25 protein-coding genes and 1 riboswitch are annotated in these 26,453 nt (G+C 60.7%); of the genes, 13 read left to right on the top strand and 12 right to left on the bottom strand.

The annotated features are described in order from the left end of the window. Nucleotides 1–14 precede the first annotated feature (14 nt). On the top strand, nucleotides 15–410 hold the full coding sequence (locus PseAD21_RS21775; RefSeq protein ID WP_102357746.1) for a DUF1090 domain-containing protein: 396 nt from the start codon (nucleotides 15–17) through the stop codon (nucleotides 408–410). A 120-nt stretch (nucleotides 411–530) separates the two neighbouring features. On the opposite strand, the gene PseAD21_RS21770 is transcribed toward PseAD21_RS21775, so the two are convergent. Next, entirely contained in the window at nucleotides 531–980 is a 450-nt protein-coding gene (locus tag PseAD21_RS21770; RefSeq protein ID WP_102357745.1) for a cytochrome c, read from the bottom strand. A gap of 128 nt (nucleotides 981–1,108) precedes the next feature. Here PseAD21_RS21770 and PseAD21_RS21765 point away from each other — a divergent pair, with 128 nt between their 5' ends. Next, the gene (locus tag PseAD21_RS21765; protein WP_102357743.1) at nucleotides 1,109–2,293 is read left to right on the top strand and encodes a murein transglycosylase A; all 1,185 of its coding nucleotides are present in this window, start codon (nucleotides 1,109–1,111) and stop codon (nucleotides 2,291–2,293) included. A gap of 114 nt (nucleotides 2,294–2,407) precedes the next feature. Here the strand turns inward: PseAD21_RS21765 and PseAD21_RS21760 are convergent, their stop codons facing one another. Together PseAD21_RS21760 and PseAD21_RS21755 are read right to left on the bottom strand one after the other, a co-directional pair. Next, nucleotides 2,408–2,791 (bottom strand): MAPEG family protein, encoded by a 384-nt coding sequence (locus PseAD21_RS21760; protein ID WP_102357742.1) that lies wholly within the window; start codon nucleotides 2,789–2,791, stop codon nucleotides 2,408–2,410. 39 nt (nucleotides 2,792–2,830) lie between these two features. Then, nucleotides 2,831–3,664, bottom strand: a complete 834-nt coding sequence (locus tag PseAD21_RS21755; RefSeq protein WP_102357740.1) for an EamA family transporter — start codon at nucleotides 3,662–3,664, stop codon at nucleotides 2,831–2,833. A 155-nt stretch (nucleotides 3,665–3,819) separates the two neighbouring features. Here PseAD21_RS21755 and PseAD21_RS21750 point away from each other — a divergent pair, with 155 nt between their 5' ends. Beyond that, complete coding sequence (locus PseAD21_RS21750; protein ID WP_102357739.1) at nucleotides 3,820–5,082, top strand: sodium:proton antiporter; 1,263 nt, start codon at nucleotides 3,820–3,822, stop codon at nucleotides 5,080–5,082. 31 nt (nucleotides 5,083–5,113) lie between these two features. Here the strand turns inward: PseAD21_RS21750 and PseAD21_RS21745 are convergent, their stop codons facing one another. After that, nucleotides 5,114–5,977, bottom strand: a complete 864-nt coding sequence (locus PseAD21_RS21745) for a LysR family transcriptional regulator (RefSeq protein WP_102357737.1) — start codon at nucleotides 5,975–5,977, stop codon at nucleotides 5,114–5,116. Between the two features lie 91 nt (nucleotides 5,978–6,068). Between PseAD21_RS21745 and PseAD21_RS21740 the strand changes: the two genes are divergently transcribed. Continuing rightward, nucleotides 6,069–6,482: a VOC family protein gene (locus PseAD21_RS21740; protein ID WP_102357736.1), complete on the top strand. Its 414-nt coding sequence runs from the start codon at nucleotides 6,069–6,071 to the stop codon at nucleotides 6,480–6,482. A 38-nt stretch (nucleotides 6,483–6,520) separates the two neighbouring features. Then, nucleotides 6,521–7,810, top strand: coding sequence for a cation:dicarboxylate symporter family transporter (locus tag PseAD21_RS21735; protein ID WP_256588216.1), 1,290 nt, complete (start codon nucleotides 6,521–6,523; stop codon nucleotides 7,808–7,810). A 2-nt stretch (nucleotides 7,811–7,812) separates the two neighbouring features. On the opposite strand, the gene PseAD21_RS21730 is transcribed toward PseAD21_RS21735, so the two are convergent. After that, complete coding sequence (locus PseAD21_RS21730; RefSeq protein ID WP_102357734.1) at nucleotides 7,813–8,709, bottom strand: formate/nitrite transporter family protein; 897 nt, start codon at nucleotides 8,707–8,709, stop codon at nucleotides 7,813–7,815. A 189-nt stretch (nucleotides 8,710–8,898) separates the two neighbouring features. Next, nucleotides 8,899–9,306 (bottom strand): acyl-CoA thioesterase, encoded by a 408-nt coding sequence (locus tag PseAD21_RS21725; RefSeq protein ID WP_016984776.1) that lies wholly within the window; start codon nucleotides 9,304–9,306, stop codon nucleotides 8,899–8,901. Nucleotides 9,307–9,502: 196 nt separating this feature from the next. Beyond that, nucleotides 9,503–9,601, top strand: a riboswitch (S-adenosyl-L-homocysteine riboswitch). Nucleotides 9,602–9,624: 23 nt separating this feature from the next. On the opposite strand from PseAD21_RS21725, the gene ahcY reads away from it, so the two are divergent. From ahcY to PseAD21_RS21705, 4 genes are all read left to right on the top strand, one after another. Further along, the gene (gene ahcY / locus PseAD21_RS21720; protein ID WP_102357732.1) at nucleotides 9,625–11,034 is read left to right on the top strand and encodes an adenosylhomocysteinase; all 1,410 of its coding nucleotides are present in this window, start codon (nucleotides 9,625–9,627) and stop codon (nucleotides 11,032–11,034) included. 156 nt (nucleotides 11,035–11,190) lie between these two features. Then, on the top strand, nucleotides 11,191–12,036 hold the full coding sequence (gene metF / locus PseAD21_RS21715) for a methylenetetrahydrofolate reductase [NAD(P)H] (RefSeq protein WP_102357770.1): 846 nt from the start codon (nucleotides 11,191–11,193) through the stop codon (nucleotides 12,034–12,036). 156 nt (nucleotides 12,037–12,192) lie between these two features. Continuing rightward, entirely contained in the window at nucleotides 12,193–13,005 is an 813-nt protein-coding gene (locus tag PseAD21_RS21710; RefSeq protein ID WP_102357731.1) for an ABC transporter substrate-binding protein, read from the top strand. Between the two features lie 222 nt (nucleotides 13,006–13,227). Next, nucleotides 13,228–15,108, top strand: coding sequence for a DEAD/DEAH box helicase (locus PseAD21_RS21705; protein WP_102357729.1), 1,881 nt, complete (start codon nucleotides 13,228–13,230; stop codon nucleotides 15,106–15,108). A gap of 325 nt (nucleotides 15,109–15,433) precedes the next feature. Here PseAD21_RS21705 and PseAD21_RS21700 read toward each other — a convergent pair whose 3' ends face one another. The 3 genes from PseAD21_RS21700 to PseAD21_RS21690 form a co-directional block, all read right to left on the bottom strand. Continuing rightward, nucleotides 15,434–16,027: a YceI family protein gene (locus PseAD21_RS21700; protein ID WP_102357728.1), complete on the bottom strand. Its 594-nt coding sequence runs from the start codon at nucleotides 16,025–16,027 to the stop codon at nucleotides 15,434–15,436. Between the two features lie 31 nt (nucleotides 16,028–16,058). Then, entirely contained in the window at nucleotides 16,059–16,610 is a 552-nt protein-coding gene (locus PseAD21_RS21695) for a cytochrome b (protein ID WP_025109173.1), read from the bottom strand. A gap of 338 nt (nucleotides 16,611–16,948) precedes the next feature. Then, the gene (locus PseAD21_RS21690; RefSeq protein ID WP_102357726.1) at nucleotides 16,949–18,715 is read right to left on the bottom strand and encodes a flavin monoamine oxidase family protein; all 1,767 of its coding nucleotides are present in this window, start codon (nucleotides 18,713–18,715) and stop codon (nucleotides 16,949–16,951) included. 223 nt (nucleotides 18,716–18,938) lie between these two features. Here PseAD21_RS21690 and PseAD21_RS21685 point away from each other — a divergent pair, with 223 nt between their 5' ends. Beyond that, nucleotides 18,939–20,345, top strand: coding sequence for an adenosylmethionine--8-amino-7-oxononanoate transaminase (locus PseAD21_RS21685; RefSeq protein WP_102357725.1), 1,407 nt, complete (start codon nucleotides 18,939–18,941; stop codon nucleotides 20,343–20,345). 209 nt (nucleotides 20,346–20,554) lie between these two features. After that, on the top strand, nucleotides 20,555–21,274 hold the full coding sequence (locus PseAD21_RS21680) for a 16S rRNA (uracil(1498)-N(3))-methyltransferase (protein WP_102357723.1): 720 nt from the start codon (nucleotides 20,555–20,557) through the stop codon (nucleotides 21,272–21,274). A gap of 121 nt (nucleotides 21,275–21,395) precedes the next feature. On the opposite strand, the gene PseAD21_RS21675 is transcribed toward PseAD21_RS21680, so the two are convergent. Both PseAD21_RS21675 and PseAD21_RS21670 read right to left on the bottom strand, forming a co-directional pair. After that, nucleotides 21,396–22,298 (bottom strand): transporter substrate-binding domain-containing protein, encoded by a 903-nt coding sequence (locus tag PseAD21_RS21675; protein WP_102357722.1) that lies wholly within the window; start codon nucleotides 22,296–22,298, stop codon nucleotides 21,396–21,398. Between the two features lie 53 nt (nucleotides 22,299–22,351). Then, nucleotides 22,352–23,593: a D-amino acid dehydrogenase gene (locus PseAD21_RS21670; RefSeq protein ID WP_102357720.1), complete on the bottom strand. Its 1,242-nt coding sequence runs from the start codon at nucleotides 23,591–23,593 to the stop codon at nucleotides 22,352–22,354. A 109-nt stretch (nucleotides 23,594–23,702) separates the two neighbouring features. Here PseAD21_RS21670 and PseAD21_RS21665 point away from each other — a divergent pair, with 109 nt between their 5' ends. Continuing rightward, complete coding sequence (locus PseAD21_RS21665) at nucleotides 23,703–24,614, top strand: LysR family transcriptional regulator (RefSeq protein ID WP_102357719.1); 912 nt, start codon at nucleotides 23,703–23,705, stop codon at nucleotides 24,612–24,614. Nucleotides 24,615–24,716: 102 nt separating this feature from the next. On the opposite strand, the gene PseAD21_RS21660 is transcribed toward PseAD21_RS21665, so the two are convergent. Then, nucleotides 24,717–25,334: a hemolysin III family protein gene (locus PseAD21_RS21660; protein ID WP_047596560.1), complete on the bottom strand. Its 618-nt coding sequence runs from the start codon at nucleotides 25,332–25,334 to the stop codon at nucleotides 24,717–24,719. Nucleotides 25,335–25,476: 142 nt separating this feature from the next. Here PseAD21_RS21660 and PseAD21_RS21655 point away from each other — a divergent pair, with 142 nt between their 5' ends. Further along, entirely contained in the window at nucleotides 25,477–26,397 is a 921-nt protein-coding gene (locus PseAD21_RS21655; protein WP_102357717.1) for a LysR substrate-binding domain-containing protein, read from the top strand. Nucleotides 26,398–26,453: the final 56 nt, after the last annotated feature.

Genomic DNA, 26,453 nt, shown 5'->3' with positions numbered 1-26,453 from the left:
CACATGGAGCTTTTATGAAACTTCTTTCACCGCTCGCCCTGCTGACCCTCTGCGCCATGATGGCCGCCCCCGTGATGGCTGACGAAGATGCCCCGGGCCTGACCGGTTGCGCCGCCAAGAAACAGGGCATCACCAACCAGATCGAACAAGCCAAGTCCCGCGGCAACGCCGATCAGCAAGCCGGCCTGCAAACGGCACTGGATGAAGTGACGAAGAACTGCACCGATGCCGGCCTGAAGAAAGAACGCGAAAACAAGGTGCTGGATGCCAAGCACGAAGTCAGCAAGCGTCAGGCCGACCTCGACAAGGCGATGAAAAAAGGCGATCCGGAGAAGATCGACAAGCGCAAGAACAAGCTCGCCGAGTCGCGCAAGGAACTGCAGGACGCGCTGGACCAATTGGATAAGTAAGCATTCAGTGTTGCGGTGACTTTCAGACCGTTTTCGCGAGCAGGCTCGCTCCCACAGGATTGGCGATGAACCTTGTGGGAGCGAGCCTGCTCGCGATGACGTCAATTCAAACAATAGAGATCAATGATCCCGAAACTCTTTATGGCAAGCGCTGCAGGCATCTTCAACTTTTTGCACCGCCGGCCCCAGGTTACTGGCCTTGTACGGCTGAACCTTGCTGGCGATCACCAGTTCACCGGTGGCCGCTTCAAGGTTGCGGGCCAATTCTTGAAAGCGTGCCTGACGCAGCCAGACATCATCCTTGGCACTGGTGTGATCTTCTTCGCGCACCTGCGGGAAATGCTTCCACGGTTCATGCGACAACGCATCGAGTTTCAGCGCCCCGTCGGCGAATTTCGGCCCGTCGAACGCAATGCGCCCACGCAACATGCCGCCCAGCTCTTCGCCGGTCTTGAGCATTTGTTTGAAGATCGCCTTGCGTTGACCCAGCGGCGAATTCGGATCGACACCGCCACAGGCGGACAAGGTCAGACAGGCCAGCAATACAACAGAAATTCTTTTAAGAGTCATGGTGGCTTCAGGTCACGGAATTCGGCGGCCAGTATCCTCGCGTCGCCGACAAACACCAATAGCCCTATTAAAAATACGGGTTGCCGGAGCGCATGGAGCACTCGGGCAACCGACACAGGAATCACTCCATGAACAGCCGTTTCAAGGCCTGGCGTCACCCACTGATCGCAACCCTGCCGTTGCTGGCAATCCTTGCCGGCTGCACAGGCGGCGACACCGCCAAACCGAAAACCCACGCCTTGGCCACTTACTCCAGCGCCACCTGGGAAGCCCTTCCGGCCGTGTCCGACAGCGATCTGGTCGCCGGCTTCGGCTCATGGCGCAGCGCTTGCACCCGGCTCAAGGCCGACCCGATCTGGGGCGGGACCTGCACTGCGGCAGCCAATGTGCCGCAGAGCGCCAGCGAAATCCGCGCCTTCCTCAAGCAGAACCTCGACGTGTTCGGCCTGCGCGCCGAGCATGACAACCCGAACGGTCTGATCACCGGTTACTACGAACCGGTCTACCCCGGCAGCCTGACGCCCACAGACGCCGCCAACGTGCCGGTGTACGGCGTGCCTGAAGACATGATCATCGTGTCGCTGGACAGCATTTATCCGGAGCTCAAGGGCAAGCGCCTGCGTGGCCGCCTCGAAGGTCGGGTGCTCAAGCCGTATGACGACGCCGCGACCATCGAATCCAAAGGCGTGAAAGCGCCGGTGGTTGCTTATCTGACCGACCCGATGAACCTGCAATTCCTGCAGATCCAGGGCTCCGGGCGGATTCAGACGGCGGACGGTAAACAACTGCGTATCGCCTACGCCGACCAGAACGGCCACCCGTATCGACCGATAGGTCGCTGGCTGGTGGAACAGGGCGAGCTGAAGAAAGAAGACGTGACCATGAGCGCGATCAGCAACTGGGCCAAGGCTAACCCGTCACGCATTCCGGAACTGCTTGGCAGCAACCCGAGCTATGTGTTCTTCACCCGCAATCCCGACAGCAACGAAGGCCCGCGCGGCTCGCTGAACGTGCCGTTGACTGCCGGCTATAGCGCGGCGGTGGATCGCAAGGTGATTCCGTTGGGCAGTCTGCTATGGCTGTCGACCCCCCGCCCCGACGGCACGGCGCTGGTGCGTCCGGTCGCGGCGCAGGACACCGGTGGTGCGATTGCCGGTGAAGTGCGTGCGGATCTGTTCTGGGGCACCGGCGACGCAGCCGGGCAACTGGCCGGCGACATGAAACAACAGGGGCAGATCTGGATGCTCTGGCCTAAGGGGGTGGCGTTGCCGCAAGTGCCCCAAGTCGCCGACACTCCCAAAGACAAATCCTGAGTTGTTCAGCGTCTGACAATTAGCTATCGCGAGCAGGCTCACTCCTACAGGGGGACACGTTCCAATGTAGGAGTGAGCCTGCTCGCGATGGCGCCGGTAGCTACAAGCAAAGAATCAGACAGACACAAAGAAGAACGAAGCAATCAACCCCATCCCGACAAACCACACCAGCGACCGCAGAATCGCCCAGTCCGCCAGATAGCAGATGATGTACAGCAGGCGACTGGTGATAAACATCACCGCCAGCACATTCACCGTCACCAGCTGCGCGGTGCCTACCAGATGCGCGACAATCACCGCCGCGGCAAACGCCGGGGTCACTTCGAAACTGTTCAACTGCGCCGCATGCGCCCGTCGGGCCACGCCGTTCAGACTTTCCAGAAAGTCCCGGGGATCATGGTTGTCGCTCAGTCGGTAGCCGCCCACGGCCTTGGCCACGGCTGTGCAGATATAGGGCAGGAAAATCGCAATCAACACGCACCACAGAGCTACCGTCATAAAGCCGTCCTTCTTTGAGTGATGGAAAATGGCGGGCGGTCAGAACTTCATCACCAGCATGCCGATCAATACCAACCCACAGGCTAAGAGCCGCGGTCTGCCGAAAGGTTCTTTCAGGTAGCGCATGCCGAACAACACCACCAGGATCACGCTGATCTCGCGCAATGCCGCCGCCTCGGCAATCGAGCCCAACTGCATCGCCCACAGCACCAGAGCGTAGCTGAACAACACGCAGAACCCGACCGCCAGCCCCAGTTTCCATTGCTCGCGCCAGAACACCAGAAACGCCGGGCGTTTGGCGACCCATGCGAGCAACGGAAACGGCCAGGCGCTGAGCAGCGTGACCCAGACCAGGTAATCCAGCGGATGCGACCAGCGCCGTAAAGCCTGGCCGTCGATGTAGGTATAGCAACCGATGCACAGCCCGATCAGCGCCACCACCGGCAGCATCGACCACGGCAAATGCTTCCCGCCGCCGCCCTGCCAGAGCAGGCAAGCCATGCCCAACGGAATCAGCATGATGCCGAAGATCTGCTGCGCGCTGAGCACTTCGCCGGCGAAGATCAGGGTCAGCGCCAGCACCACCAGCGGCGACAAGCCACGCATCAGCGGATAGACCAGCCCGAGGTCGCCGACCCGATAAGCCTGAATCAACAGATAGCGATAGAGCAGCTCGAACGCCGCCGAAGCCAGAATCCACGGCCAGATGTCCAGCGGCGGCAGGCTGATAAAGGGTGACACCAGCGCCACGAACAACAGCGCCACCGTGTCCATGCACGCCACTACCAACAACCGTTCGGCGCTGAACTTGATCAGGGTATTCCACGTCGCATGCAACAGCGCCGCCATCAACACCAGAACTGTCGCCAGCACGTCTCACTCCTTGATTTTTTTGTTGACCCTACACCAATGTGCGCGGCTGACCAACCGAGGGGACAGGATTGTGTCCCCACCCCGAATCAGCCCATCCAACCTTTGCGCCGAAGAATCGGGGCGCTGTCTTTCCACCTTCATCCAAAGGACCCCGGATGCTTGAACTCGTAGCCGCTTTCATCTGCCTCACCACCCTCCTCACTTTCGTGAACTACCGCTTCATCGGCCTGCCGCCGACCATCGGCGTGATGGTCACCGCACTGATGTTTTCCCTGTTGCTGCAAGGCCTGAGTGTGCTCGGCTACCCCGGCCTGGAAGAACGCGTGCAGCAACTGATCGGCCAGATCGACTTCGGCGATCTGCTGATGAACTGGATGCTGTCGTTCCTGCTGTTCGCCGGCGCTCTGCACGTCAACCTGAACGACCTGCGCAGCTACCGCTGGCCGATCGGCCTGCTGGCGACCTTCGGCGTGCTGATTGCCACCGCCGTGATCGGCAGCCTTGCCTATTACATTTTTGCCCTGTTCGGCTGGCACGTGAGCTTCCTGTATTGCCTGCTGTTCGGCGCGCTGATTTCGCCGACCGACCCGATCGCGGTGCTCGGCGTATTGCGTACGGCCAACGCCTCCAAGCCGCTGAAAACCACCATCGTCGGCGAATCGCTGTTCAACGACGGCACTGCAGTGGTGGTGTTCACCGTGCTGCTGGGCATCGCCCAACTGGGCGAGACGCCAACGATCAGCGCCACGGCCATGCTGTTCGTGCACGAAGCCATTGGCGGCGTGCTGTTCGGTGGGCTGATCGGTTATCTGGTGTACCGGATGATCAAGAGTGTCCAGCAGCATCAGATCACGGTGATGCTGACCCTGGCGCTGGTGATCGGCGGTTCGGCGATGGCCACCGAGCTGCACGTCTCGGCGCCGATTGCGATGGTGGTGGCCGGTCTGATCATCGGTAACCTGGGGCGCAACCTGGCGATGAACGACATGACCCGCAAGTACCTCGACGGTTTCTGGGAACTGCTCGATGACATGCTCAACGCCCTGCTGTTTGCGCTAATCGGCATGGAACTGTTGCTGCTGCCGTTCAACTGGGCGCACGTGGCGGCGGCCAGTCTGCTGGCGCTGGCGATTCTGCTCTCGCGCCTGCTCACCGTGGCCCCGGCCATCGTCCTGCTGCGCCGCTGGCGCACGGTGCCGCGCGGGACCATCCGCATCCTGACCTGGGGCGGTTTGCGCGGCGGTGTCTCGGTGGCACTGGCGCTGGCCCTGCCGCTGGGCCCGGAGCGCGATCTGCTGCTGAGCATCACCTACATCGTGGTGCTGTCGTCGATCCTGTTGCAGGGTCTGACCATCGGCAAACTGGTCAAGCACGCCACCCGTGACGAGCCAGCCACAGCGGCCGGGCCCGCACACTGACGCAGCACTGTGGCGCCGTCGCGGGATACCTTCATGGCGGGCCGCAGAGTAATTCGAGCAGATGCCGCATCGCCAACGGGCGGTGCGGCGTCGAGCTGTGCATCACCACCAGTTCTCGCGAATAACGCTGACCATCCTCCACCGGCAAGACATACAGTCCGTCGAGCGCCATCCCGACCCATTGCGGCACCAGTGACACCCCCATCCCCTGAGCAACGAGCATGATGATGGTTTCCAGCGCATCCAGCTCACACAGCACATTCGGCTCGATCGCCTGCTCGTCGAGGTATCGCTGAGCGATCTGTCCGCCCCATGAGCGTGCGTCATAACGAATGAATGGACCTTCGCGCAGTAGAGTTTCCAGCGACTGTCCGACGCGCGCGGCGGGCGCAACCAGAATCAGCGGCTCAACCTTGAGCACAGCCAGGGCCAATGCCTTCGGCGGCTGGAACGGCGGTCTGACCAGAATCGCCGCGTCCAGCTCGGCGTTGAGCACTTTTTCGTAAAGGCTTCGTGAGTCACCCGGTGTGATCTTCAACTTTAGATCCGGCGCGGAAATCGCCAGCCGCTCGATCAAGGCTGGCAACACCCCGGTCAGCGCCGTCGAGATTGCGCCGATCTTTACTTCACCGACCAACCCGTCGAGGTGCAAGTCGTCCTGCAACGCCTGCGCCTGTTCGATGATCGCCCTGATCTTCGGCAACATCAGCAGGCATTGATCCGAAGGGCGGGTCGCATGGGCCGTGCGCAGTAACAACGTGCAGCCCAGCGTTCGCTCGAGGGCCTGGATACGCTGACTGATGGCCGCAGCCGTGCGATTTTCCCGCCGCGCGGCCGCCGCAATCGAACCGTTTTCAACCACGGCAACCAGGCTTTTCAGAAACCGAACATCCATAAGTTTTCCTTTCGCTCAGAACAAGGCGAAGCCGTTTTGCCCCACCGCGTGGCCTGTTTACCCTGAACGCTCCTTCACTCAGGGATATCCCATGAACAGACCCTTTCACGCTGCATACCACGTTTGCGATCTGCAACAGACGCGGATTTTTTATCGGGATGTGTTGGGCTGCACCGAAGGCCGCAGCACCGAGACCTGGATCGACTTCGACTTTTTCGGCAATCAGCTTTCACTGCACCTGGGCGAACCTTTCGCCACTACCCGCACCGGACAGGTCGGCGAGCACAAGGTATTGATGCCACACATGGGCGTGGTGCTGCCGCTGGAAGAATGGCTGGCATTGGCCGAGCGCCTGACACGCCTTGGCACTGCTTTCGAGATCCCGCCGGTGATCCGCTTCGCCGGCGAACCCGGCGAGCAACGCACGATGTTCTTTCTCGATCCCAGCGGCAATCCGCTGGAAGTCAAAGGCTTCAAGGACTTCAACGGTCTGTTCGCCCATTGATTCCACCCCCAACAAACACAAGAAAAAAGGGGCACAACATGAGCAACAAGAAAACCACCGGTCTGGTCACTCGCATCATGATCGGGCTCGCCGCCGGGGTCATTGTCGGCATCCTTCTCAACCAGTTTCCCGAATACAAGGGCTGGTTCATCGACAATCTGCTGCAACCGGCAGGCGATTTGTTCATCAGACTGATGAAGATGATCGTGGTCCCGCTGGTGTTTGCCTGCATGGTGGTCGGCATTGCCGGAGCCGGCAGTACCAAGGCGCTGGGCAGGGTCGGAATCAAAACGCTGGTGTATTTCTTCACGATCACCAGCATCGCCATCGTCTTCGGACTGGTCGTCGGCAATGTATTCCAGCCCGGCGCTGGCGCGGACTTCAGCAGTACCTTGCAGGCACCGGTCAGCGGACTCGCTACTTCGGGCGAAACGCAAAACCTTGGCCGCACCTTGGTCAATATCGTTCCCGACAACATTGTCCTGGCCATGTCTCAGGGCAAACTATTGTCGGTGCTGTTTTTCGCCATCCTGTTCGGCTGCGCCCTGTCGATGCTGCCCGAGCAGCAGAAAGCGCCGTTGATCGCAGTGATGCAGGCGGTCTCGGACACCATGTTCAAGGTCACGCACATGGTCATGCACTATTCGCCGATCGGCATCTTCGGCCTGATCGGCGTCACCGTGGCGAGCTTCGGTCTAAGTGCCTTGCTGCCACTGGCCAAGCTGATCGGCATCACCTACGTGGCGGTGTTGCTGTTCGCGCTGTGCGTGTTGGGTGTGGTGGCGCGAATGGCCGGAATCCGTTTTTTCCACCTGATCCGCGAAATACGCAGTGAACTGCTGCTGGCTTACAGCAGTGCTGCATCGGCCACGGTGATGCCGCAGTTGATCGAGAAAATGGAGCGTTACGGGGCACCGCGCCCGATCACCAGCATGGTCATTCCATTGGGTTACTCGTTCAATCTGGACGGCGCATCATTGTTCGCAGGGCTGGGCACGTTGTTCATCGCCCAGGCTTACGGCATCGAGCTGGGCCTGGCGGATCAGGCGATGCTGGTGTTGATCATGGTGCTGACATCGAAAGGCGCGGCGGGCGTACCGGGGTTCATGTTCATCATTCTGACGGCAACACTGACTGCCGCCGGGTTGCCGGTGGAAGGCGTGGCGATCATCGCCGGCGTCTACCGCTTGATGGACATGCCGGTGACAGCACTCAATGTATTGGGCAATGCGCTGGCGCCGCTGGTCATCGCGCGCTGGGAAGGCCAGCTCAAGGCACCGCAGAGCGAAGCGGTCATAGCGACGGTCAGTCCACCGTTCAAGGCCTGACGCTATTTGGCCTTGCTGTCGGCGTCATCCTCGCGGGGTTCGTCAGAGTCTGGTTTATCAGTCTTTGGCGCCCCGCTCTCGCTGCGGATCTGCGCATGGCTGATCAGTGCGAAAATGAAACTGCCGCCGATGATATTCCCCGCCAGCGTGGGCCCGGCGAACACCCTCCAGAAATCACTCCACGGCAATTCGCCGGCAAACACCAGATACGACACTTCCGCCGAACCGACCACGATGTGGGTGAAGTCGCCCAGCGCCATCAAATAGGTGATGAGGATGATGATCCACATCTTGGCGCTCTCCATGGACGGGATCATCCAGACCATGGTGGCGATCATCCAGCCGGAGACGATGCCCTTGGCGAACATCTGGCTGGCGTGGTTTTCCATGACCTTGCGGCCGATTTCAAGGAAGGCGTGATCGGTCTTGCTGTCGAAGATCGGCAACTCGAGCATCACGTACGCCACCAGAATCGTGCCGCACAGGTTGCCGAACAGCACCACGCCCCACAACCGGATCAGCCGACCGAAGTTGCGTATCGTTGGTTTGGTCATGACCGGCAGGACCGCAGTCAGGGTGTTTTCGGTGAATAGCTGCTGACGGGCGAGGATCACCGCGAGGAAACCCGCGCAGTAACCGAAACTGGCGATCACCTTGAATTCGTCGCCCTCGGGCAGGCGTGAGTTGAGCAGGCCCATGCCCATCAGCGACAGGCCCATGGTCAGCCCGGCAGCAAGCGCCGACCACCACAATGCAGCAATGCTGCGCTCCAGCTCCTGGTCGCCCTGGGTGCGGATGATTTCATGCAGAACCGCCGCGCGCGGCGGCTGGTTTTTCTCGACTTCGTGTTGCTCCTGGGCCGAGAGGTCGGGGGTCTTGCCGTCTGTCGGGGTGCTCATGGCGTGGGAACCGTGGGGGGCTTTTAGCTACGACCCCCGCCGTTCACAGCTGTTCACTGAGCAGATGAATCTTCGGTGGATACAAAACCGCATTCGCGAGCAAGCCCGCTCCCACAGTTGACCGAGATGCGGGGCAGCACGCGGTCTGATGTGGGAGCGGGCTTGCTCGCGAAGGGCGCACCGCCGATGTCACTTGGTGACTAATTCATCTTCCTGAAACTGATCTTTCACATATTTGATTTCAGTGCGCCCGTGCGGTGCCGGCAGACCGTCTTCACCGAGGTTGACGAAGACCATCTTCTCCACCGTGAGGATGCTCTTGCGGGTGATCTTGTTGCGCACCTCGCAAGTCAGGGTGATCGAGGTACGGCCAAACTCGGTGGCGGTGATGCCCAGTTCGATGATGTCGCCCTGGCGCGAGGCGCTGACGAAGTTGATCTCGGAAATGTACTTGGTCACCACGCGCTGATTGCCCAACTGGACGATGGCGTAGATCGCCGCTTCTTCGTCGATCCAGCGCAACAGGCTGCCGCCGAACAGGGTGCCGTTGGGGTTCAGGTCTTCGGGTTTTACCCATTTGCGGGTGTGGAAATTCATGTTCACTCCTGAGCGTTTGCCGAAAGATGACGCCATCTTGGCAGACCGAGCGGTCAGGCTCCATGAGCCTTCTACTATGGTCGCTATTAGCGATCTTCATTTGGCCGACAGAAACCCTTTGGAAGATCAGTCTAGACGGCTATAATCGCCACCGTTTCAAAACGGTCATCTTCAATTGGTACCGTTTTCCCGCCACCTGTCCGAGGGGCGCTGCAGCAGGTTCAACCTGTCAGGCTCGGATGGGGCGTTGACTGGCTCAGGCCAGACACTAAACGCACAACGGCGCCCATTCGCATACATTACGAATGGAGGCTCTTCATGAGCGCTGTTATCACGCCTGCCGATTTTAACGATTACAAAGTTGCCGACATGTCCCTGGCTGCCTGGGGCCGTCGCGAAACCATCATCGCCGAGTCGGAAATGCCGGCCCTGATGGGTCTGCGTCGCAAGTACTCCGGCGAACAGCCGTTGAAAGGCGCCAAGATCCTCGGCTGCATCCACATGACCATTCAGACTGCCGTGCTGATCGAAACCCTGGTTGCCCTGGGTGCCGAAGTACGCTGGTCGTCCTGCAACATTTTCTCGACTCAGGATCAGGCTGCTGCCGCTATCGCTGCTGCCGGCATCCCGGTTTTCGCCTGGAAAGGCGAGACTGAAGAAGAGTACGAGTGGTGCCTGGAGCAGACCATCCTGAAGGATGGCGCACCATGGGACGCCAACATGATCCTCGACGACGGCGGCGACCTGACCCAGCTGCTGCACGACAAGTACCCACAAGTACTGGATCGCGTTCACGGCGTGACCGAAGAAACCACCACCGGCGTACACCGTCTGCTGGACATGCTGGCCAAGGGCGAACTGCGCATCCCGGCCATCAACGTCAACGACTCGGTAACCAAGTCCAAGAACGACAACAAGTACGGCTGCCGTCACAGCCTGAACGATGCGATCAAGCGCGGTACCGACCACCTGCTGTCCGGCAAGCAAGCGCTGGTCATCGGTTACGGTGACGTGGGCAAGGGCTCGGCCCAGTCCCTGCGTCAGGAAGGCATGATCGTCAAAGTCTCCGAAGTTGACCCGATCTGCGCCATGCAGGCCTGCATGGACGGTTTCGAACTGGTTTCGCCGTTCATCGACGGTATCAACGACGGTTCCGAAGCAAGCATCGACAAAGCGCTGCTGGGCAAGATCGACCTGATCGTGACCACCACCGGTAACGTCAATGTTTGCGACGCGAACATGCTCAAAGCGCTGAAGAAGCGTGCTGTTGTCTGCAACATCGGTCACTTCGACAACGAAATCGACACCGCTTTCATGCGCAAGAACTGGGCATGGGAAGAAGTGAAGCCACAGGTACACAAGATCCACCGTACCGGCCCGGGCGCATTCGACGCGCAGAACGACGACTACCTGATCCTGCTGGCCGAAGGCCGTCTGGTGAACCTGGGCAACGCCACTGGCCACCCAAGCCGCATCATGGACGGTTCGTTCGCCAACCAGGTTCTGGCGCAGATCTTCCTGTTCGGCCAGAAGTACGCCGACCTGTCGCCAGCCCAGAAAGCCGAGCGTCTGACCGTTGAAGTACTGCCGAAGAAACTCGACGAAGAAGTGGCCCTGGAAATGGTTCGCGGCTTCGGCGGCGTGGTCACTCAACTGACCAAGCAACAGGCTGACTACATCGGCGTGACCGTCGAAGGCCCGTTCAAGCCGCACGCTTACCGCTACTAACAGGCGCTTGCTCGCTCTCCCTGTGGGAGCGAGCCTGCTCGCGAAGGCGTCTCAACATTCGGCATCCGTGTTGTCTGACCCACCGCTTTCGCGAGCAGGCTCGCTCCCACACGGGATTGCAGCGCCTCGAAGGTTCTTGTTTCCAAGGGTATGACCATGTCCCAAGACCGTCGCTACAGCTTCGAGTTCTTCCCGACCAAGACCGATGCTGGGCAAGAAAAACTGCTCGCCACTGCCCGTCAGTTGGCCACTTACAACCCCGATTTCTTTTCCTGCACCTATGGCGCTGGTGGTTCGACCCGGGATCGCACCCTCAACACCGTTCTGCAACTGGAAAGCGAAGTCAAAGTACCGGCCGCACCGCACCTGTCGTGCGTCGGCGACAGCAAGGACGACCTGCGCGGCCTGCTGAACGAGTACAAGGCAGCCGGTATCAAGCGCATCGTTGCCCTGCGCGGCGACCTGCCGTCCGGCATGGGCATGACCAGCGGCGAGCTGCGTCACGCCAATGAACTGGTGGAATTCATTCGTGAAGAAACCGGTGATCACTTCCACATCGAAGTCGCCGCTTACCCGGAGATGCATCCGCAAGCGCGCAACTACGAAGACGATCTCGCCAACTTCGTGCGCAAGGCCCGCGCCGGTGCCGACAGCGCGATCACCCAGTACTTCTTCAACGCCGACAGCTACTTCTACTTCGTCGACCGTTTGCAGGCGCAGGGTGTCGATCTGCCGATCGTGCCGGGGATCATGCCGATCACCAACTACAGCAAGCTGGCACGTTTCTCAGATGCCTGCGGTGCGGAAATCCCGCGCTGGATCCGCAAGCAACTGGAAGCCTACGGCGATGACAGCCAAAGCATTCAGCGCTTTGGCGAGCAGGTCGTCAGCGAAATGTGCGAACGTCTGCTGCAGGGTGGCGCACCGGGGTTGCACTTCTATTCCATGAACCAGGCCGAACCGAGCCTGGCGATCTGGAACAACCTGAAGCTGCCGCGCTAAGCAACACCCGAGCAAGACCCAAAGATCGCAATTTTTGACAGTGTTCCGGCCCTGCGAACCCTGCCAGAAGCTGCGATCTTTTTCTTTTAACGCCCGAAACAGAGCTTGTGCAGCCACTTTCTGGCTCTTTCGCGTTTCTCGTCGTAATCTCAAGCCATGCCTTTGATCACGCAGTTATTCGCCGTGCTGGTTTTTGCTTGCCTGAGCTTTGCCGCTCGGGGCGAGAAGTTGCGTATTGTCACCGAGCCATGGGCGCCTTATGTCTACGAAGAGGGCGGCAAGAACCTCGGGCTGGACTACGAAACCACTGCCATTGTGTTCAAGCGCCTGGGGATCGAGGTCGAGTGGCAGTTCCTGCCATGGAAGCGCTGCCTGTCGATGCTTGAAACCGGCCAGGCCGACGGCGCGCTGGACATCTTTCACAGCGCCGAACGCGACGCCACCCTGCTCTACCCCAGCGAACCGCTGTCGGACGTCGAGTTCGTGATGTTCTACGCCAACGACCGCCCGCACCCGTTCCATAAGCTCGAAGACCTCAAAGGCCTGACCATCGGCACCTCGCCGGGATATCTGTACAGCCCGGACTTCAGCGAATCCTTGCTGTTCACCCGTGAACCGGCGCCAACCCACGAGGCGAACTTCGGCAAACTGCTGCGCGGGCGCATCGACTTGCTGATCACCGATCGCCGTGTGGGTCAGCATTTGCTCGATCAACTGAATATCCGCGATCAGATCACCGAAAACCCCACCGTAATTAGTCGTCAGAGCCAATTTCTGGCGGTTCGACGCAATGCCGGGATGGATCTACTGGTGCAGCGTTTCGGCGCCGAACTCAAGCGTTTCAAGCGTGAACCGGCCTATGCCGAGCTGAGCGCACGCTACGGCGCAGCACCGGCCGGCACCGCGCCGCTGGGCAACGCCTCGGCCAGCCGCAAAACCGTTGAGCAGCAGGAAAGCAGCGCGCAGTGATTGCTCTGTTATACTCCGGCGTTCCCGCCAGGCTCACGCCCGGACGCCCGGAACCGTAACAGGCCTCTAGACCCGCTACAGCGCAGCTTTTCAGCCCGCGCGAGCGCTCCTGACGTGCCTTCGAGACCGCAGCTGGACCGGACGGGATCGCGTCCTCTTAAACGCGATTCGCGCCAGGCAAGACTCCCATTGGGCCAAGCCCTAACTAAAACAGGATTACTCATGTCCTTTGCTTCCCTCGGTCTCTCCGAGGCTTTAGTCCGTGCCATCGAAGATGCGGGCTATACCGAGCCTACTCCGGTGCAACAGCGGGCCATTCCCGCCGTGTTGCAAGGTCGCGACCTGATGGTTGCGGCACAGACAGGTACCGGTAAAACCGGCGGTTTCGCCCTTCCGATCCTGGAGCGGTTGTTCCCCAACGGTCACCCGGACAAATCCCAGCGTCATGGCCCGCGCCAACCGCGCGTACTAGTTCTGACTCCGACCCGCGAACTCGCGGCCCAGGTTCACGAGAGCTTCAAGATCTACGCCCGTGACCTGAAATTCGTCAGCGCCTGCATATTCGGCGGCGTCGGCATGAACCCACAGGTTCAGGCCATGTCCCGTGGTGTTGACGTGCTCGTTGCCTGCCCGGGTCGCTTGCTCGACCTCTGCGGCCAGGGCAGCGTTGACCTGTCCCACGTCGAAATCCTCGTCCTCGACGAAGCCGACCGCATGCTCGACATGGGTTTTGTGCACGACGTGAAGAAAGTCCTCGCGCGTCTGCCAGCCAAGCGTCAGAACCTGCTGTTCTCGGCGACCTTCTCCAAAGACATCACCGACCTTGCCGGCAAGCTGCTGCACAACCCGGAACGCATCGAAGTGACGCCGCCGAACACCACGGTCGAGCGCATCGAACAACGCGTCTTCCGTCTGCCGGCCAGCCACAAGCGTGCCCTGCTGGCGCACCTGATCACCGCAGGCGCCTGGGAACAGGTGCTGGTGTTCACCCGCACCAAGCACGGCGCCAACCGTCTGGCCGAGTACCTGGACAAACACGGCCTGCCGGCTGTGGCGATCCACGGCAACAAGAGCCAGAACGCTCGCACCAAAGCCCTGGCCGACTTCAAGGCCGGTGAAGTGCGTATCCTGGTGGCCACCGACATCGCTGCTCGCGGTCTGGACATCGATCAGTTGCCACACGTGGTCAACTTCGAACTGCCGAACGTCGATGAAGACTACGTGCACCGTATCGGCCGTACGGGCCGTGCCGGTCGTTCGGGCGAGGCGATCTCGCTGGTTGCGCCGGACGAAGAAAAACTGCTGAAAAGCATCGAACGCATGACCAAGCAGAAAATCGCCGACGGCGACCTGATGGGCTTCGATTCGAGCACCATTGAAGCCGAGAAACCGGAAGTGCGTGAGCGTCCGGACGTGCGCAATCCACGCAATCCACGTGGCCCACGCGGCGACGGCCCGAATGGCGGCGGTGGCGGCGGTCGTAAAGACAAAGGCAAAGACAAGGGCAAGGAAAAACCGGCCGGTGAACGTGGCGAGCGTCCTGCCCGTCAGCAGAAGCCGCGCGAAGGCACTCCAGCCCGTGAACAGCGCCCAAGCCAGCCGCCACGTGCTGCTGCCGATCGCGCACCGGACGAGTTCCTCGACGACGATATCGACAACTTCGGTAACCGCGTTGACTACGTGCCGAAGCCGGCTCCTGCTGGCGGTCGCGGCCGTCGTCCAGGCGCACCGGCTCAGGGCGCAGGCGCAGGTTCGGGCGCACCACGCGGCGGTCAGTCGCAGGGTCGTCAGAACGGTCCGCGCAACAGCAACGGTTCGAGCACCGGCACCCCGCCGGCCAAACGCAGCGGCCCGCGCAACGGCGCACCGCGTGATGGTCAGTCGGCTCGTCGTGACGAGTCTTCCTCGTCGTCGCGCAACCGCCGTCCTGCCCGTGACGATCAGCCACGTAGCGAGCCAGCCGTACAGAACCCGCGCAGCACCGGGCCGAAGATCATGCACAAGGAGTCCAAGGCTGACCGCTTCCCGACACCTGAGCAGCTCGATCAACTGCCGACCCGTCCGCGCGGCGAAAAACCAGCCTTGCTGACCCGCAATCGCTGAGTTATCGCTGCAATGAAAAATGCCCCGCCTCGCAAGAGACGGGGCATTTTTTATGGACGCCACGAATATCCCTGAATCCCCCCCTGTGCACACCAACCCTGTAGTGAGGGGATTTATCCCCGATCGGCTGCGAAGCAGTCGCAAAACCATTCAACGCGGTATGCCAGATACCCCTCAGTTGAAGTTTTTGGGGCCGCAGCGCGACCCATCGGGGATAAATCCCCTCACCACAAAAAGCCCGCCCCCACAGGGATCAGGGTTGTAGCGGGCAATAAAAAACGCCCCCGGCCTTGCGACCGGGGGCGTTTTTGCATGACGGCGAAAGTTACTTCGCTTTCACACCTTCGAACGAGATGTACAGGTCGACGTTGTCGGACTGTGAACCCAGGTCCATCATCTTGCCGAAATCAGAGCGCTTGATGCTGGTGGTGCCTTCGAAGCCGGCACGGTAGCCGCCCCATGGATCCTTGCCTTCACCCAGGAAAGTGGCCTTGACCACGATCGGCTTGGTTACGCCGTGCAGCGTCAGGTTGCCGGTCACGTCAGCAGTGTCTTTGCCCTCGGCGTTCTTGCCGGTGGACTTGACGCTGGTGGAGACGAACTTGGCGTCAGCGTATTTGCCCACGTCCAGGAAGTCTTTGCTGGCGATGTGCTTGTCGCGCTCGGCGTGGTTGGTGAACACGCTGGCGGTTTTCACGTTGAATTCGATTTTGCTGTCTTCAGGCTTGGCAGCGTCAAAGCTGAACTTGCCGTCGATGTCCTTGAAAGTACCGGTGATGTAGCTGTAGCCCAGGTGGCTGATCTTGAAGTCGACGAAAGCGTGCTGGCCTTCTTTGTCGACGGTGTAATCAGCAGCCATCACGTTCGCGGACAGTACGGCCGAACCGATTGCCAGAGCGGCCAGAGTCTTTTTCAACATGCTTTCTTTTCCTTTGAGTCGAGGTTGAATTTCAGGCTTTGCGACCGAGCATTCGCGTCAGGGTCGCATCACGATCGATAAAGTGGTGCTTCAATGCTGCCAACGCATGGAGGCCGGAAAAAATTACCAGCGCCCACGCCAGCCAGAGATGAATCACCCCAGCGGTATCTGCCTGATCCGGTAGCCCGGAGACCAGTGCAGGAACTTCAAACAGGCCAAACACCGGGATCCCGACACCGTCTGCGGTGGAAATCAGGTAACCGGCAATCATCACAGCGAACAGCGCCAGATAAAGAAACCCGTGGCCGAATTTGGCGCCAATGCGGGTCATGCGGCTGTAGCTTTGCAGTGTTGGTGGCGGTGGGCTGATAAAGCGCCAGAGTACCCGCAACACCATCACACCCAACAACACCAGACCGATGCTCTTGTGCAGATCCGGCGCGTCTTTGCGCCAGCTGCTGTAGTAATCCAGCCCCACCATCCACAGACCCAGTGCGAACAGCCCGAAGACTGCCAGCGCCACGCCCCAGTGCATGAAGATGCTGACCCAACCATAGCGTGAAGAAGAGTTACGTAGCTGCATTGCCCAAATCCTGTGAGAACTGCGAACCAAGACTAGCGAGTTATCTATCGAATTAAAGCGGAAAATTTTGCTTTGAAGTATCGAGAAATACGATCAAGAGTCTGTAAGTGGCTTGTTAAGGAAAGATTAAAGGGAAAAGTGTGGCGGGATGTTGTTTCTAAGCAATGGATTTTTGTTGGCAGAGCTGGCCCTATCGCGAGCAGGCTCACTCCTACAGTTGGCCGTATTCCAATTGGAGAAATGCGATCCCCTGTAGGAGTGAGCCTGCTCGCGATAGCGGTCTTACAGGCAAAAAAAAGCGCGGCATAAAAGCCGCGCTTCTTCATTCACCGCAAGGCTTACTGCGCCTTGGTCTCGGTCGTTGCAGCAGGCTTGGCCGCTGGCTTCTTCGCCGGTTCAGCCTTTTTCGCAGCAGGCTTGGCTGCGGCTTTCTTCGCGTCGGTTTTGGCCGCCGGCTTTTTCGCCGCAGGCTTGGCTGGCGCTTTCTTCGCCGGCTCGGTTTTCTCCGGAGCGGCTGGTTTCGGTGCTTCCACCGGAGCTGGCGCAGGGGCTGGAGCCGGTGCAGGCGCTGGGGCCGCTGGAGCTGGAGTTGGCTCAGGCGCCTTCACAGGCTCTGGCTTCTTCTCGTCATCCGAACCACCGAACAGATTGCTGAAGAAGTTGCCCTTCTTCGCCGCCACGGCACCTGCCGCGCCTGCTGCTGCAGCCGGAACCACTTTGACCGGTTCAAACGACTTGCCGGCTGCCAGATCTTCAACCTGACTGGCCGCACGCTGACCGGTGCGCAGTGCGCCTTCCAGAGTGCCCGGGTACAGGGTGTCGGTGTGTTCGCCGGCGAACGTTACGCGTTGCAGCGGACGTTCCCACAGGCGCCAGAACTTGCTGATCTGGCCCGGGCCGTAAGCCAGGTAGGCGCCGCCCATCGACGGGTCGGTGCTGTAACGACGGATCTCATAACCGGTGAACGAGCCACGGGCCTGTGGATAAAACGCGTGCAGACGGATCAGCACCTGATCGACCATCTGCTTGTCGCCGAATGCCTGCATTACGCGAGCGTTGTCGCCGGACAGGTTGATCACCACGTTGGCGCCGCCCTTCAGCGCAGGCTCGATCCACAACATGCCGAGGCCAGTGTTGCTGTAGATCTCACCGGACATGCGCGCCTTGCTTTCCCAGACTGGCGTCTTGAACTTCAGCATGATCTGGTCGCGCCAGCCGTAGTTGATGCCCTTGATCGCAGCCAGGTGCTGGGCATCCAGCGCAGGCGTCAAAGCAATCTTGTTCAGCGCACGCAATGGCACGGCCAGTACGACGTAATCAGCCTGGTAGCCAACACTGCCGACCTTGACGGTCACGCCGTCCTTGTCCTGATTGATCGCTGACACCGGCGAGTTGGTCTTGATCGTCTTGATCTGTTTGACGAACGCCTGGGCCAGCACCTGACTGCCGCCGACCAGACGCGAAGCACGCAGGTCACGGTCGGAGACGCCGCGATACACGCGGTTCTGCTGGGCGAAATACAGCAACGACAGACGCGAAGGTTCGTCGTAGTGGGTGCGGATGTCCTGGTTGATCAACTGGCGCGCGGTGGCCGGCAGATTCTGCTTGTCGAGCCAGCTCGACACGGTGATTTGGTCCAGCGCGTGCAGCGTGCTGGTCGCCGCCGGGTTCTGCGGGTCGTCGATCGAGCGCGCCAGATCGTCGAGGGTTTTCTGGTAGCGCTTCAAGGCGTCGGCGGTGACCGGTTGCTTGGTCGCCAGATCAGCGGCGGAGAAATACTCGCCGTCGATCAGATAACCCGGCGTACGCACGAATTCCGGAGCCGGCGTGGTGCCCAGCTTGAAGGTCGAGACGTACTTGTTCAGCACCGGTTGGGTCTTGTCGTTGCCGATCCACTCGCTGGTGGCCATGCCGGAGCGACCGCCCAGGCTCGGTTTGGCTTCCAGCAGGGTGACCTGCCAGCCCTTGTTCTGCAGCTCGTAAGCCGCGGTCAGGCCCGACAGGCCGCCGCCGATCACGATTGCGGTTTTATCCTTGGCCAGCGCCGTAACGCTGAACAGCCCCAACATCACCAGCGCACAGGCGCGCAGCCAACCGACAGACATTCAGCGAACTCCGGAAATACACGTAGGAAAAAGCAGTTTTGCGGGTCAGACGACCCAAAGAACCGCGAAGAATACGTCAGCCATCAAAACGCCGCCAGCGACGTCTATCGGCCCATACAAAGTAGCTCAATCGACGCAATGGGTTGTCCCGGCGCGATGCATTGCATAGGCTTGCGCGATTGTTTGCCCGCGCCTGACGCGAGCCGCCTCGAGGAGACTGTAAATGGGCCTGAATAACCAGTGGATGCAACGCGACCTCGCGGTGCTGTGGCATCCCTGCACCCAGATGAAAGACCACGAACAGCTGCCGCTGATCCCGATCAAGCGCGGTGAAGGCGTGTGGCTCGAAGACTTCGAAGGCAAGCGCTACCTCGACGCCGTCAGCTCCTGGTGGGTCAACGTGTTCGGCCACGCCAACCCGCGCATCAACCAGCGCATCAAGGATCAGGTCGATCAACTGGAACACGTGATTCTTGCCGGTTTCAGCCATCAGCCGGTGATCGAACTGTCCGAGCGTCTGGTGAAGATGACCCCGGAAGGCCTGAACCGGGTGTTCTACGCCGATAACGGTTCGTCCTGCATCGAAGTCGCGCTGAAAATGAGCTTTCACTACTGGCTCAACCGCGGCCAACCGAACAAAAAGCGCTTTGTCACCCTGACCAACAGCTACCACGGCGAAACCATGGCAGCGATGGCCGTTGGCGACGTGCCGCTGTTCACCGAAACCTACAAAGCCCTGCTGATGGACACCATCAAGGTGCCGAGCCCCGATTGTTACGGGCGCCCTGAAGGCATGAGCTGGGAAGAACATTCGCGCAACCTGTTCGCGGCCATGGAACAGACTCTGGCCGAAAATCATGACAGCGTCGCGGCAGTGATCGTCGAACCGCTGATTCAGGGCGCCGGCGGCATGCGTATGTATCACCCGGTGTACCTCAAGCTGCTGCGCGAATCCTGCGATCGCTACGGCGTGCATTTGATCCTCGACGAAATCGCTGTCGGCTTCGGCCGCACCGGGACCATGTTCGCCTGTGAACAGGCCGGCATCCGCCCGGATTTCCTCTGCCTGTCCAAGGCCCTGACCGGCGGCTACCTGCCGCTGGCCGCATGCCTGACCACCGATGAGGTCTACAGCGCGTTCTACGACGACTATCCAACCTTGCGCGCCTTCCTGCATTCGCACAGCTACACCGGCAACCCGCTGGCCTGTGCGGCGGCACTGGCGACGCTGGATATCTTCGAGCAGGACAACGTCATCGAGAACAACAAGGCCCTGGCCCAGCGCATGGCCTCGGCCACCGCGCATCTGGTCGATCACCCGAACGTCTCGGAAGTGCGCCAGACCGGCATGGTCCTGGCGATCGAGATGGTCAAGGATAAGGCCACGAAAGAGGCCTACCCTTGGCAGGAACGTCGCGGTTTGAAAGTGTTCCAGCATGCTTTGGAGCGTGGCGCGCTGCTGCGTCCGCTGGGCAGCGTGGTGTATTTCCTGCCGCCATACGTGATCACCCCGGAGCAGATCGACTTCCTCGCCGAAGTCGCCAGCGAAGGCATCGACATCGCCACGCGTGACAGCGTCAGCGTCGCTGTGCCGAAAGATTTCCACCCCGGCTTCCGCGATCCGGGCTGATTGCCATCTAAAGGTTTGAAAAGAACCCTGTGGCGAGGGGATTTATCCCCGATGGGCGGCGAAGCCGCCCTAAAATCAGCAATCGCGGTGAACCAGAATGATCGCATTCTCTGATTTCACGACTGCTGCGCAGCCGATCGGGGATAAATCCCCTCACCACAAAAGCTCTTCATCACAGTGACTACGCGCCAATTTTTTAGAGACCCGAAATGAGACTGTCCCGCTTCTTTATCGACGCCCCCCTGAGCACCGGCGAACACGAACTGCCGGAAGCCCAGGCGCATTACATCAGCCGCGTGCTGCGCATGGCCGAGGGCGATGCGGTGCAGTTGTTCGACGGCTCCGGCCATGAATTTCGCGGCGCCCTGCTGGACGTCGGCAAGAAGCGTGTGACCGTGCAGATCGACGAGCAACTGGCCGGCCAGGTCGAGTCGCCATTGCAGATCCACCTCGGCCAGGGCCTGTCCCGGGGCGAGCGCATGGACTGGGCGATCCAGAAAGCCACCGAGCTGGGTGTGAATGAAATCACCCCGATCTTCAGTGATCGCTGCGAAGTCCGCCTGAAGGACGAACGCGCCGACAAACGCCTGCTGCACTGGCGTCAGGTGGCGATCAGCGCCTGTGAGCAGTGCGGCCGTTCGCGGGTGCCGGTGATTCATCCGCCGGTGTTGTTGGCTGACTGGATCAAGCAGACCGAAGCCCAGTTGAAACTGGTGCTGCACCCGGTGGCGGAGCCGCTGGTGAGCCATGCCAAACCGGCGACGCTGGCGTTCCTGATCGGGCCTGAAGGTGGTTTGACGGATGCCGAAGTCGAGCAGGCCAAAGGCAACGGCTTCCACGCCGCCCGCCTCGGCCCGCGCGTGTTGCGTACCGAGACGGCGCCGGTGGTTGCACTGGCGGTAGCCCAGCAGCTTTGGGGTGATTTCTAGGGCCTCTTCGCGAGCAAGCCCGCTCCCACAGTAGATCTTGGGTGTACACAAAGTTTGTGCTCACTGGACATCCACTGTGGGAGCGAGCTTGCTCGCGAAAAGCTTCACCTCGGTCTAACTGTCACTCCACCGGATCACTGACAGGCTTGGCAATAATCGCCTTCAACTCGCTGGTCATCGGAAACTCCAGGTTCAACCCCTTCGGCGGAATTGGCTGTTCGAACCAGCGTTTGTAAATCCCATTGATCTCCCCCGAACGATACAGGTCAGCCAACGCGCCATTCACCAACGCGAGGAACTGCGGATCGTCCTTGCGCACCATGCAGCTGTAGATCTCCCGCGACTGCTCCTCCCCGACCACCACCCAGTGATGCGGATCGCGCGCCTTGGCCCGTTCGCCGTAGAGCAACGCGTCGTCCATGTAGAACGCCACCGCCCGCCCCGACTCGAGCATCTGGAATGCCTCGCCATGATCCTTGGCGCTGATCACTGACATATCGAGCTTGTGATCGTGGTTGTAGCTCTTCAGATAGCGCTCGTTGGTGGTGCCCGCCGTGGTCACCACGTTCTTGCCACGCAGATCGTCGAAGCGCTGGATGCCACTGTCCCTGGCGGTCAGCAACTGCCCTTTGACGTAAATGAACCCGTAGGAGAACGACACCTGTTTCTGCCGCTCGGCGGTGACTCCGGTGGAGCCGCACTCAAGGTCGACCGTGCCGTTCTGCACCAGTGGAATGCGCGTCTGCGAGGTGACGAGGTTGTACTTCACCTTCAGCTCCGGCCGCGCCAGTTGCTGGCGGATACGTTCGACAACCTTGCCGGCCAGATCCACCGAATAACCCATCGGCTGACCGCTCTGATCGCCCACGTAAGAGAACGGCACCGACGCATCGCGATAACCCAGGGTGATGCTGTTGGCGCTGGCGATTTTGCCAAGAGTGCCGGTCAGCGGCGCCTCATTGGCCTGAGCCTGACTGCCGAGCAGCAGCCCCAAAGTACAGGCAAGCAACGTGATTTTTTGCATTGTTATTCTCCGTTGTGGGCATTGTTGTTTTTGAACGGTGAAGCATCAGTCAATCACGCCGCACGGGGATTGAAGCCGTGCAGATCAATAGAGGTACGTTGCTGGCCAATCAGTTCGCTGAGCAACCGTCCGCTGCCACAGGCCAAAGTAAAACCGAGCGCACCGTGGCCAAGGTTCAGCCACAGATTGCGATACGCCGTGGCACCCAGCAGCGGCACGCCAGTGGGCGTCGCCGGGCGCATACCGGCCCATTCCACGGCGGCCTCATAGTTTCCGGCGTCGGGGAAGGTGTCGCGCGCCTGACGCTTGATCAGCGCCAGCCGCTGAGGATCGACCGCCGGATCGAAACCGACAATGTCGACCATCGCCGCCACCCGCAACTGTTCGCCGATGCGCGCGTAGACGATCTTGCGGTCGTAGTCGGTGATGCTCATGTCCGGTGCCCGATGTTCAGCGCCGATCGGCACCGTCAGGCTGTAGCCCTTGAGCGGATACAGCGGCAGGCGCAGGCCGGGCAACGCCAGCAGTGGGCTGCGATGGCCGGCGGCGATCACCAGTTGTTCAACCGGCAGCACTTCGCTACCCAGTTCGATAGCGCTGACGGCGCCATTGCTGTGGCGAATCCCGGTCACGGCCTGACCAAGGCGAAACTCACAACGCCCGGAGGCGCGCAATCGCGCGGCCAGTTGCAGGCAAAACCCATGGCAGTCGCCCACTTCTTCGTCCGGCGTGTAGATCGCCCCGACAAACGCGGCGTCGGCCAACGCGGGTTCCAGTTGCGCGCATTCGGCAGCGGACAACACCTGCTGTTGCTGCGGGTCGGCCAGGCCCTTGCGCGCATGTTCAAAGCTGCCGGCGTTGCGGAAGGTCACCAGTTTGCCGTTACGACGCCAGTGGAATCCACTCAGGCCGTCATCCTCGCGCCAGTGCTTCAGCGTGCGTTGGCTGAGCAGCGCCAGACGCAACAGATGCGCGGCGTTCTCGCGGTTGACCGAAGTGCGACAGGCGCCGAGGAACGCGGCCATCCAGCGCCACTGCGCCGGATCCAGACGTGGGCGCAGCTTGAGCGGTGAGTCGCCGCGCAGCATCCAGCCCAGCGCCTGCAACGGCACCCCGGCATCGGCCAGCGGTGCGACATAGCGATAGGACAACTGGCCGCCGTTGGCGAAACTGGTTTCGACGCCGAGCGCATCCCGCGCTTCGATCACCGTCACCTCAAAACCGTCGCGCACCAGCGCATACGCCGTTGCCAGACCGATCACCCCACCACCGATGACGCATACACGCTGAGCCATGTCTGTCCCTGAAACCGTTGTGAAGACGGGGCCGAGGTTAGGGCCAGGTGACAGCCGGCGAACAATGAATAAAGATGTTCGCCCCATAAACAAAGGTTATGGACTCGTCATGCGCTTACGTCACATCGAGATTTTCCAGGCCATCCGCCAGACCGGTTCGATCAGCGCGGCCGCGCAGTTGCTGCACGTCTCGCAACCGGCAGTGACCAAGGTCTTGCAACACGCCGAGCAGCAATTGGGCTTCCCGTTGTTTTTGCGCGTACGCGGCAAGTTGCAGGCGACCCCGGAAGCGCTGGAGCTGGAACGCGAGGTCGACAAGGTCACGGAGAGCTTGCAAGGCGTGCGCCGTCTGGCCCAGAGCCTGCGCCGCGAGCCGGGCCACAGCCTGCGTATCGGCGCGACCCCGGCGCTGGCGCTGTCGTTGCTGCCACCGGCGATTCATGAGTGGACGACGCGTTATCCGGACAGCGCCTGCGAGCTGTCCAGCGCCCACAGCCGCGAGTTGATGCAGAACCTGCTGATGCGCGAAGTGGACGTGGCCCTGACCCTGCAACTGCCGGATCACCCGGGGCTGAAAGCGCAGCCATTGGCGGCAGGTGTGCTGGTGGCGTTGGCGCCGAAGGATTTCTGGCCGCTGGCAGACGTCGGCAAACCGCTGCCCTTGATGGCGCTCGCGGGGGCGCCGCTGATTGGCTTGTCCAGTGCCGACCCACTGGCGGCAAGGCTGGACAGCTATCTGGAAGCGGTCGAGCCGCCGCCCCGGGTGAGGATCGCCGTGCAGACCTATTCACTGGCGCGAGCGATGGTCGAGTCCGGTGCCGGGGTCGCGGTGATCGACCCGTTCACGGCGCTGGGTGCCTCGTCGGCGACCACCACTATCCGCCCCCTCGCCCCGCCGCTGCCGATCACCCTTTACGCCGTGACCCGCGCCACCGAACCACCGCCGCATACCCTCAACCATCTGCTGCAAATATTCAGCGATCGCGCGAAAAAGCAACTGGATGAACTGGTACCCCTGTAGGCCTTCGCCTGCTCGCGATGGCGGTGGATCAGCCAAAAACTCTGCCGCCTGACCTGACGCTATCGCGAGCTGGCGAAGGCCTACAGAGGGAGGGTGGTGTGTCTAGAGGACATAAAACAAAATCGCCACAAAGTGCAGCAGACTCCCGGCAATCACGAACAAATGCCAGATCCCATGCGCATGCCGCAACCGGTGATCCAGGGCAAAAAAGATGATCCCCACGGTGTACAACACGCCACCGGACGCCAGCCAGGCAAACCCGGTCGTGCCCAGCGCTGCGATCAGCGGCTTGACCGCCACCAGCACGATCCAGCCCATCACCGCGTAGATCACGATCGACAGGATCCGCGCCTCCGAGCGCGGCTTGATCTCTTGCAGGATGCCGATCAGCGCCAGCCCCCAGACAATCCCGAACAACGTCCAGCCCCACGGCCCGCGCAGGGTCACCAGGCAGAACGGCGTGTAACTGCCGGCGATCAGCAGATAGATCGAAAAGTGATCGACCTTCTTCATGATCGCTTTCTTGCGCCCGCGCACGCTGTGGTACACGGTCGAGGCGCTGTAGAGCACCAGCAAGGTAAACGCGTAGATCGCCACGCTGACAATTTTCCACGGACTGCCGTCGAGGCTGGCAATCACCAGCATCCACACGCCGCCGATAAACGCTGCCACTGCCCCGACCAGATGCGTCCAGGCGTTGAGTTTTTCTCCGTGATACATGTGTCGCTCACCTCAATATTCGTTACCGCAGCGCGCAAGGCTCGGGCCTTGAGCGTAAAAGCGCAATGTTTCTGTTCAACGCGGACCTGCGCACGCCACGGTAATTGGGCACAATCGGTCGATACCAAAAAGAGTCCGCGCCATGCTGATCGACGAAGAATTGACCCTGAAAAAACTCGAGGTGTTCCTCGCCTTCATGCGCACCGGCAATCTGGCGCGCGCCGCGGCCGAGTTGCAGACCAGCAATGTCAGCGTGCACCGGGCGATTCATTCGCTGGAAAGCGCTCTGCGCTGCCCGCTGTTCAAGCACGAAGGCCGCAACCTGACGCCGCTGGAAAGCGCCTACGTGCTCGAAGAACGGGCGCAGAAGCTGATTCAGGACGTGGTCGAAAGCGTACGCCTGACCCGCGAAGCCGCCGGATTCTCCGCTGAACGCTTCAAGCTCGGATCCCTGTATTCGCTGACGGTGAAAACCGTACCGCAACTGATCATGGGCCTGAAGATCCGTCGCAGCGAGCTCAACATTGACCTGATTCTCGGCTCGAACATCGACCTGCTCTACAAGCTGAAGAACATGGAAGTCGACGCGATCCTGGTGTCGCTGGACGACAGCGTCAGCGACCCGGACTGCGAACAGATCCCGCTGTTCTCCGATGACATTTTCCTCGCCACGCCGGCAGATTCAAGGTTCGCCCAGCGTCAGGAAGTCGATCTGGCCGAGGTCCGCGATGAAACGTTCATCACCCTGACCCAAGGCTTCGCGACCCATCAGGACGGCATCCGGGTGTTCAGGCAGGCGGGGTTCGAACCGAAGGTGGCGATGCAGGTGAATGACATTTTCACGCTGCTGAGCATGGTCAGCTCGGGGGTGGGTTATGCGTTGCTGCCAGGAAGGATTGCGGCGGTGTACGAGAATCGGGTGAAGCTGATTCCGTTGCAGGAGAAGTACCGGTTGCAGCAGCACATTGGCGTGGTGTTCTTGAAGGCCAAGGAGCGGGATCCGAATTTGCTGGCGTTGTTGGCGGAGTGCCGGATGTATGCCAATCGGCAGTTGGCGGATTAACAGCAGATCAAGAGCTTACCCCCTCACCCCAGCCCTCTCCCCCAAGGGGGCGAGGG

The organism is Pseudomonas sp. AD21, assembly GCF_002878485.1.
Lineage (GTDB): Bacteria > Pseudomonadota > Gammaproteobacteria > Pseudomonadales > Pseudomonadaceae > Aquipseudomonas.
The sequence above is the reverse complement of the archived record's forward strand: the minus strand, read 5'-3'. Positions and strand labels throughout refer to the sequence as shown.

What these genes read in the sequence shown, in the direction of transcription:
- PseAD21_RS21685 (WP_102357725.1), top strand. Translation starts at nt 18,939, where the DNA reads ATGGGCCTGAATAACCAGTGGATGCAACGCGACCTCGCGGTGCTGTGG.
- PseAD21_RS21705 (WP_102357729.1), top strand. Translation starts at nt 13,228, where the DNA reads ATGTCCTTTGCTTCCCTCGGTCTCTCCGAGGCTTTAGTCCGTGCCATC.
- PseAD21_RS21770 (WP_102357745.1), bottom strand. Translation starts at nt 980, where the DNA reads ATGACTCTTAAAAGAATTTCTGTTGTATTGCTGGCCTGTCTGACCTTG.
- PseAD21_RS21695 (WP_025109173.1), bottom strand. Translation starts at nt 16,610, where the DNA reads ATGCAGCTACGTAACTCTTCTTCACGCTATGGTTGGGTCAGCATCTTC.
- PseAD21_RS21670 (WP_102357720.1), bottom strand. Translation starts at nt 23,593, where the DNA reads ATGGCTCAGCGTGTATGCGTCATCGGTGGTGGGGTGATCGGTCTGGCA.
- PseAD21_RS21730 (WP_102357734.1), bottom strand. Translation starts at nt 8,709, where the DNA reads ATGAGCACCCCGACAGACGGCAAGACCCCCGACCTCTCGGCCCAGGAG.
- PseAD21_RS21740 (WP_102357736.1), top strand. Translation starts at nt 6,069, where the DNA reads ATGAACAGACCCTTTCACGCTGCATACCACGTTTGCGATCTGCAACAG.
- PseAD21_RS21655 (WP_102357717.1), top strand. Translation starts at nt 25,477, where the DNA reads ATGCTGATCGACGAAGAATTGACCCTGAAAAAACTCGAGGTGTTCCTC.
- PseAD21_RS21760 (WP_102357742.1), bottom strand. Translation starts at nt 2,791, where the DNA reads ATGACGGTAGCTCTGTGGTGCGTGTTGATTGCGATTTTCCTGCCCTAT.
- PseAD21_RS21680 (WP_102357723.1), top strand. Translation starts at nt 20,555, where the DNA reads ATGAGACTGTCCCGCTTCTTTATCGACGCCCCCCTGAGCACCGGCGAA.
- PseAD21_RS21660 (WP_047596560.1), bottom strand. Translation starts at nt 25,334, where the DNA reads ATGTATCACGGAGAAAAACTCAACGCCTGGACGCATCTGGTCGGGGCA.
- PseAD21_RS21690 (WP_102357726.1), bottom strand. Translation starts at nt 18,715, where the DNA reads ATGTCTGTCGGTTGGCTGCGCGCCTGTGCGCTGGTGATGTTGGGGCTG.
- PseAD21_RS21665 (WP_102357719.1), top strand. Translation starts at nt 23,703, where the DNA reads ATGCGCTTACGTCACATCGAGATTTTCCAGGCCATCCGCCAGACCGGT.
- PseAD21_RS21700 (WP_102357728.1), bottom strand. Translation starts at nt 16,027, where the DNA reads ATGTTGAAAAAGACTCTGGCCGCTCTGGCAATCGGTTCGGCCGTACTG.
- PseAD21_RS21725 (WP_016984776.1), bottom strand. Translation starts at nt 9,306, where the DNA reads ATGAATTTCCACACCCGCAAATGGGTAAAACCCGAAGACCTGAACCCC.
- PseAD21_RS21675 (WP_102357722.1), bottom strand. Translation starts at nt 22,298, where the DNA reads ATGCAAAAAATCACGTTGCTTGCCTGTACTTTGGGGCTGCTGCTCGGC.
- PseAD21_RS21750 (WP_102357739.1), top strand. Translation starts at nt 3,820, where the DNA reads ATGCTTGAACTCGTAGCCGCTTTCATCTGCCTCACCACCCTCCTCACT.
- PseAD21_RS21775 (WP_102357746.1), top strand. Translation starts at nt 15, where the DNA reads ATGAAACTTCTTTCACCGCTCGCCCTGCTGACCCTCTGCGCCATGATG.
- metF (WP_102357770.1), top strand. Translation starts at nt 11,191, where the DNA reads ATGTCCCAAGACCGTCGCTACAGCTTCGAGTTCTTCCCGACCAAGACC.
- PseAD21_RS21710 (WP_102357731.1), top strand. Translation starts at nt 12,193, where the DNA reads ATGCCTTTGATCACGCAGTTATTCGCCGTGCTGGTTTTTGCTTGCCTG.
- ahcY (WP_102357732.1), top strand. Translation starts at nt 9,625, where the DNA reads ATGAGCGCTGTTATCACGCCTGCCGATTTTAACGATTACAAAGTTGCC.
- PseAD21_RS21745 (WP_102357737.1), bottom strand. Translation starts at nt 5,977, where the DNA reads ATGGATGTTCGGTTTCTGAAAAGCCTGGTTGCCGTGGTTGAAAACGGT.
- PseAD21_RS21735 (WP_256588216.1), top strand. Translation starts at nt 6,521, where the DNA reads ATGAGCAACAAGAAAACCACCGGTCTGGTCACTCGCATCATGATCGGG.
- PseAD21_RS21765 (WP_102357743.1), top strand. Translation starts at nt 1,109, where the DNA reads ATGAACAGCCGTTTCAAGGCCTGGCGTCACCCACTGATCGCAACCCTG.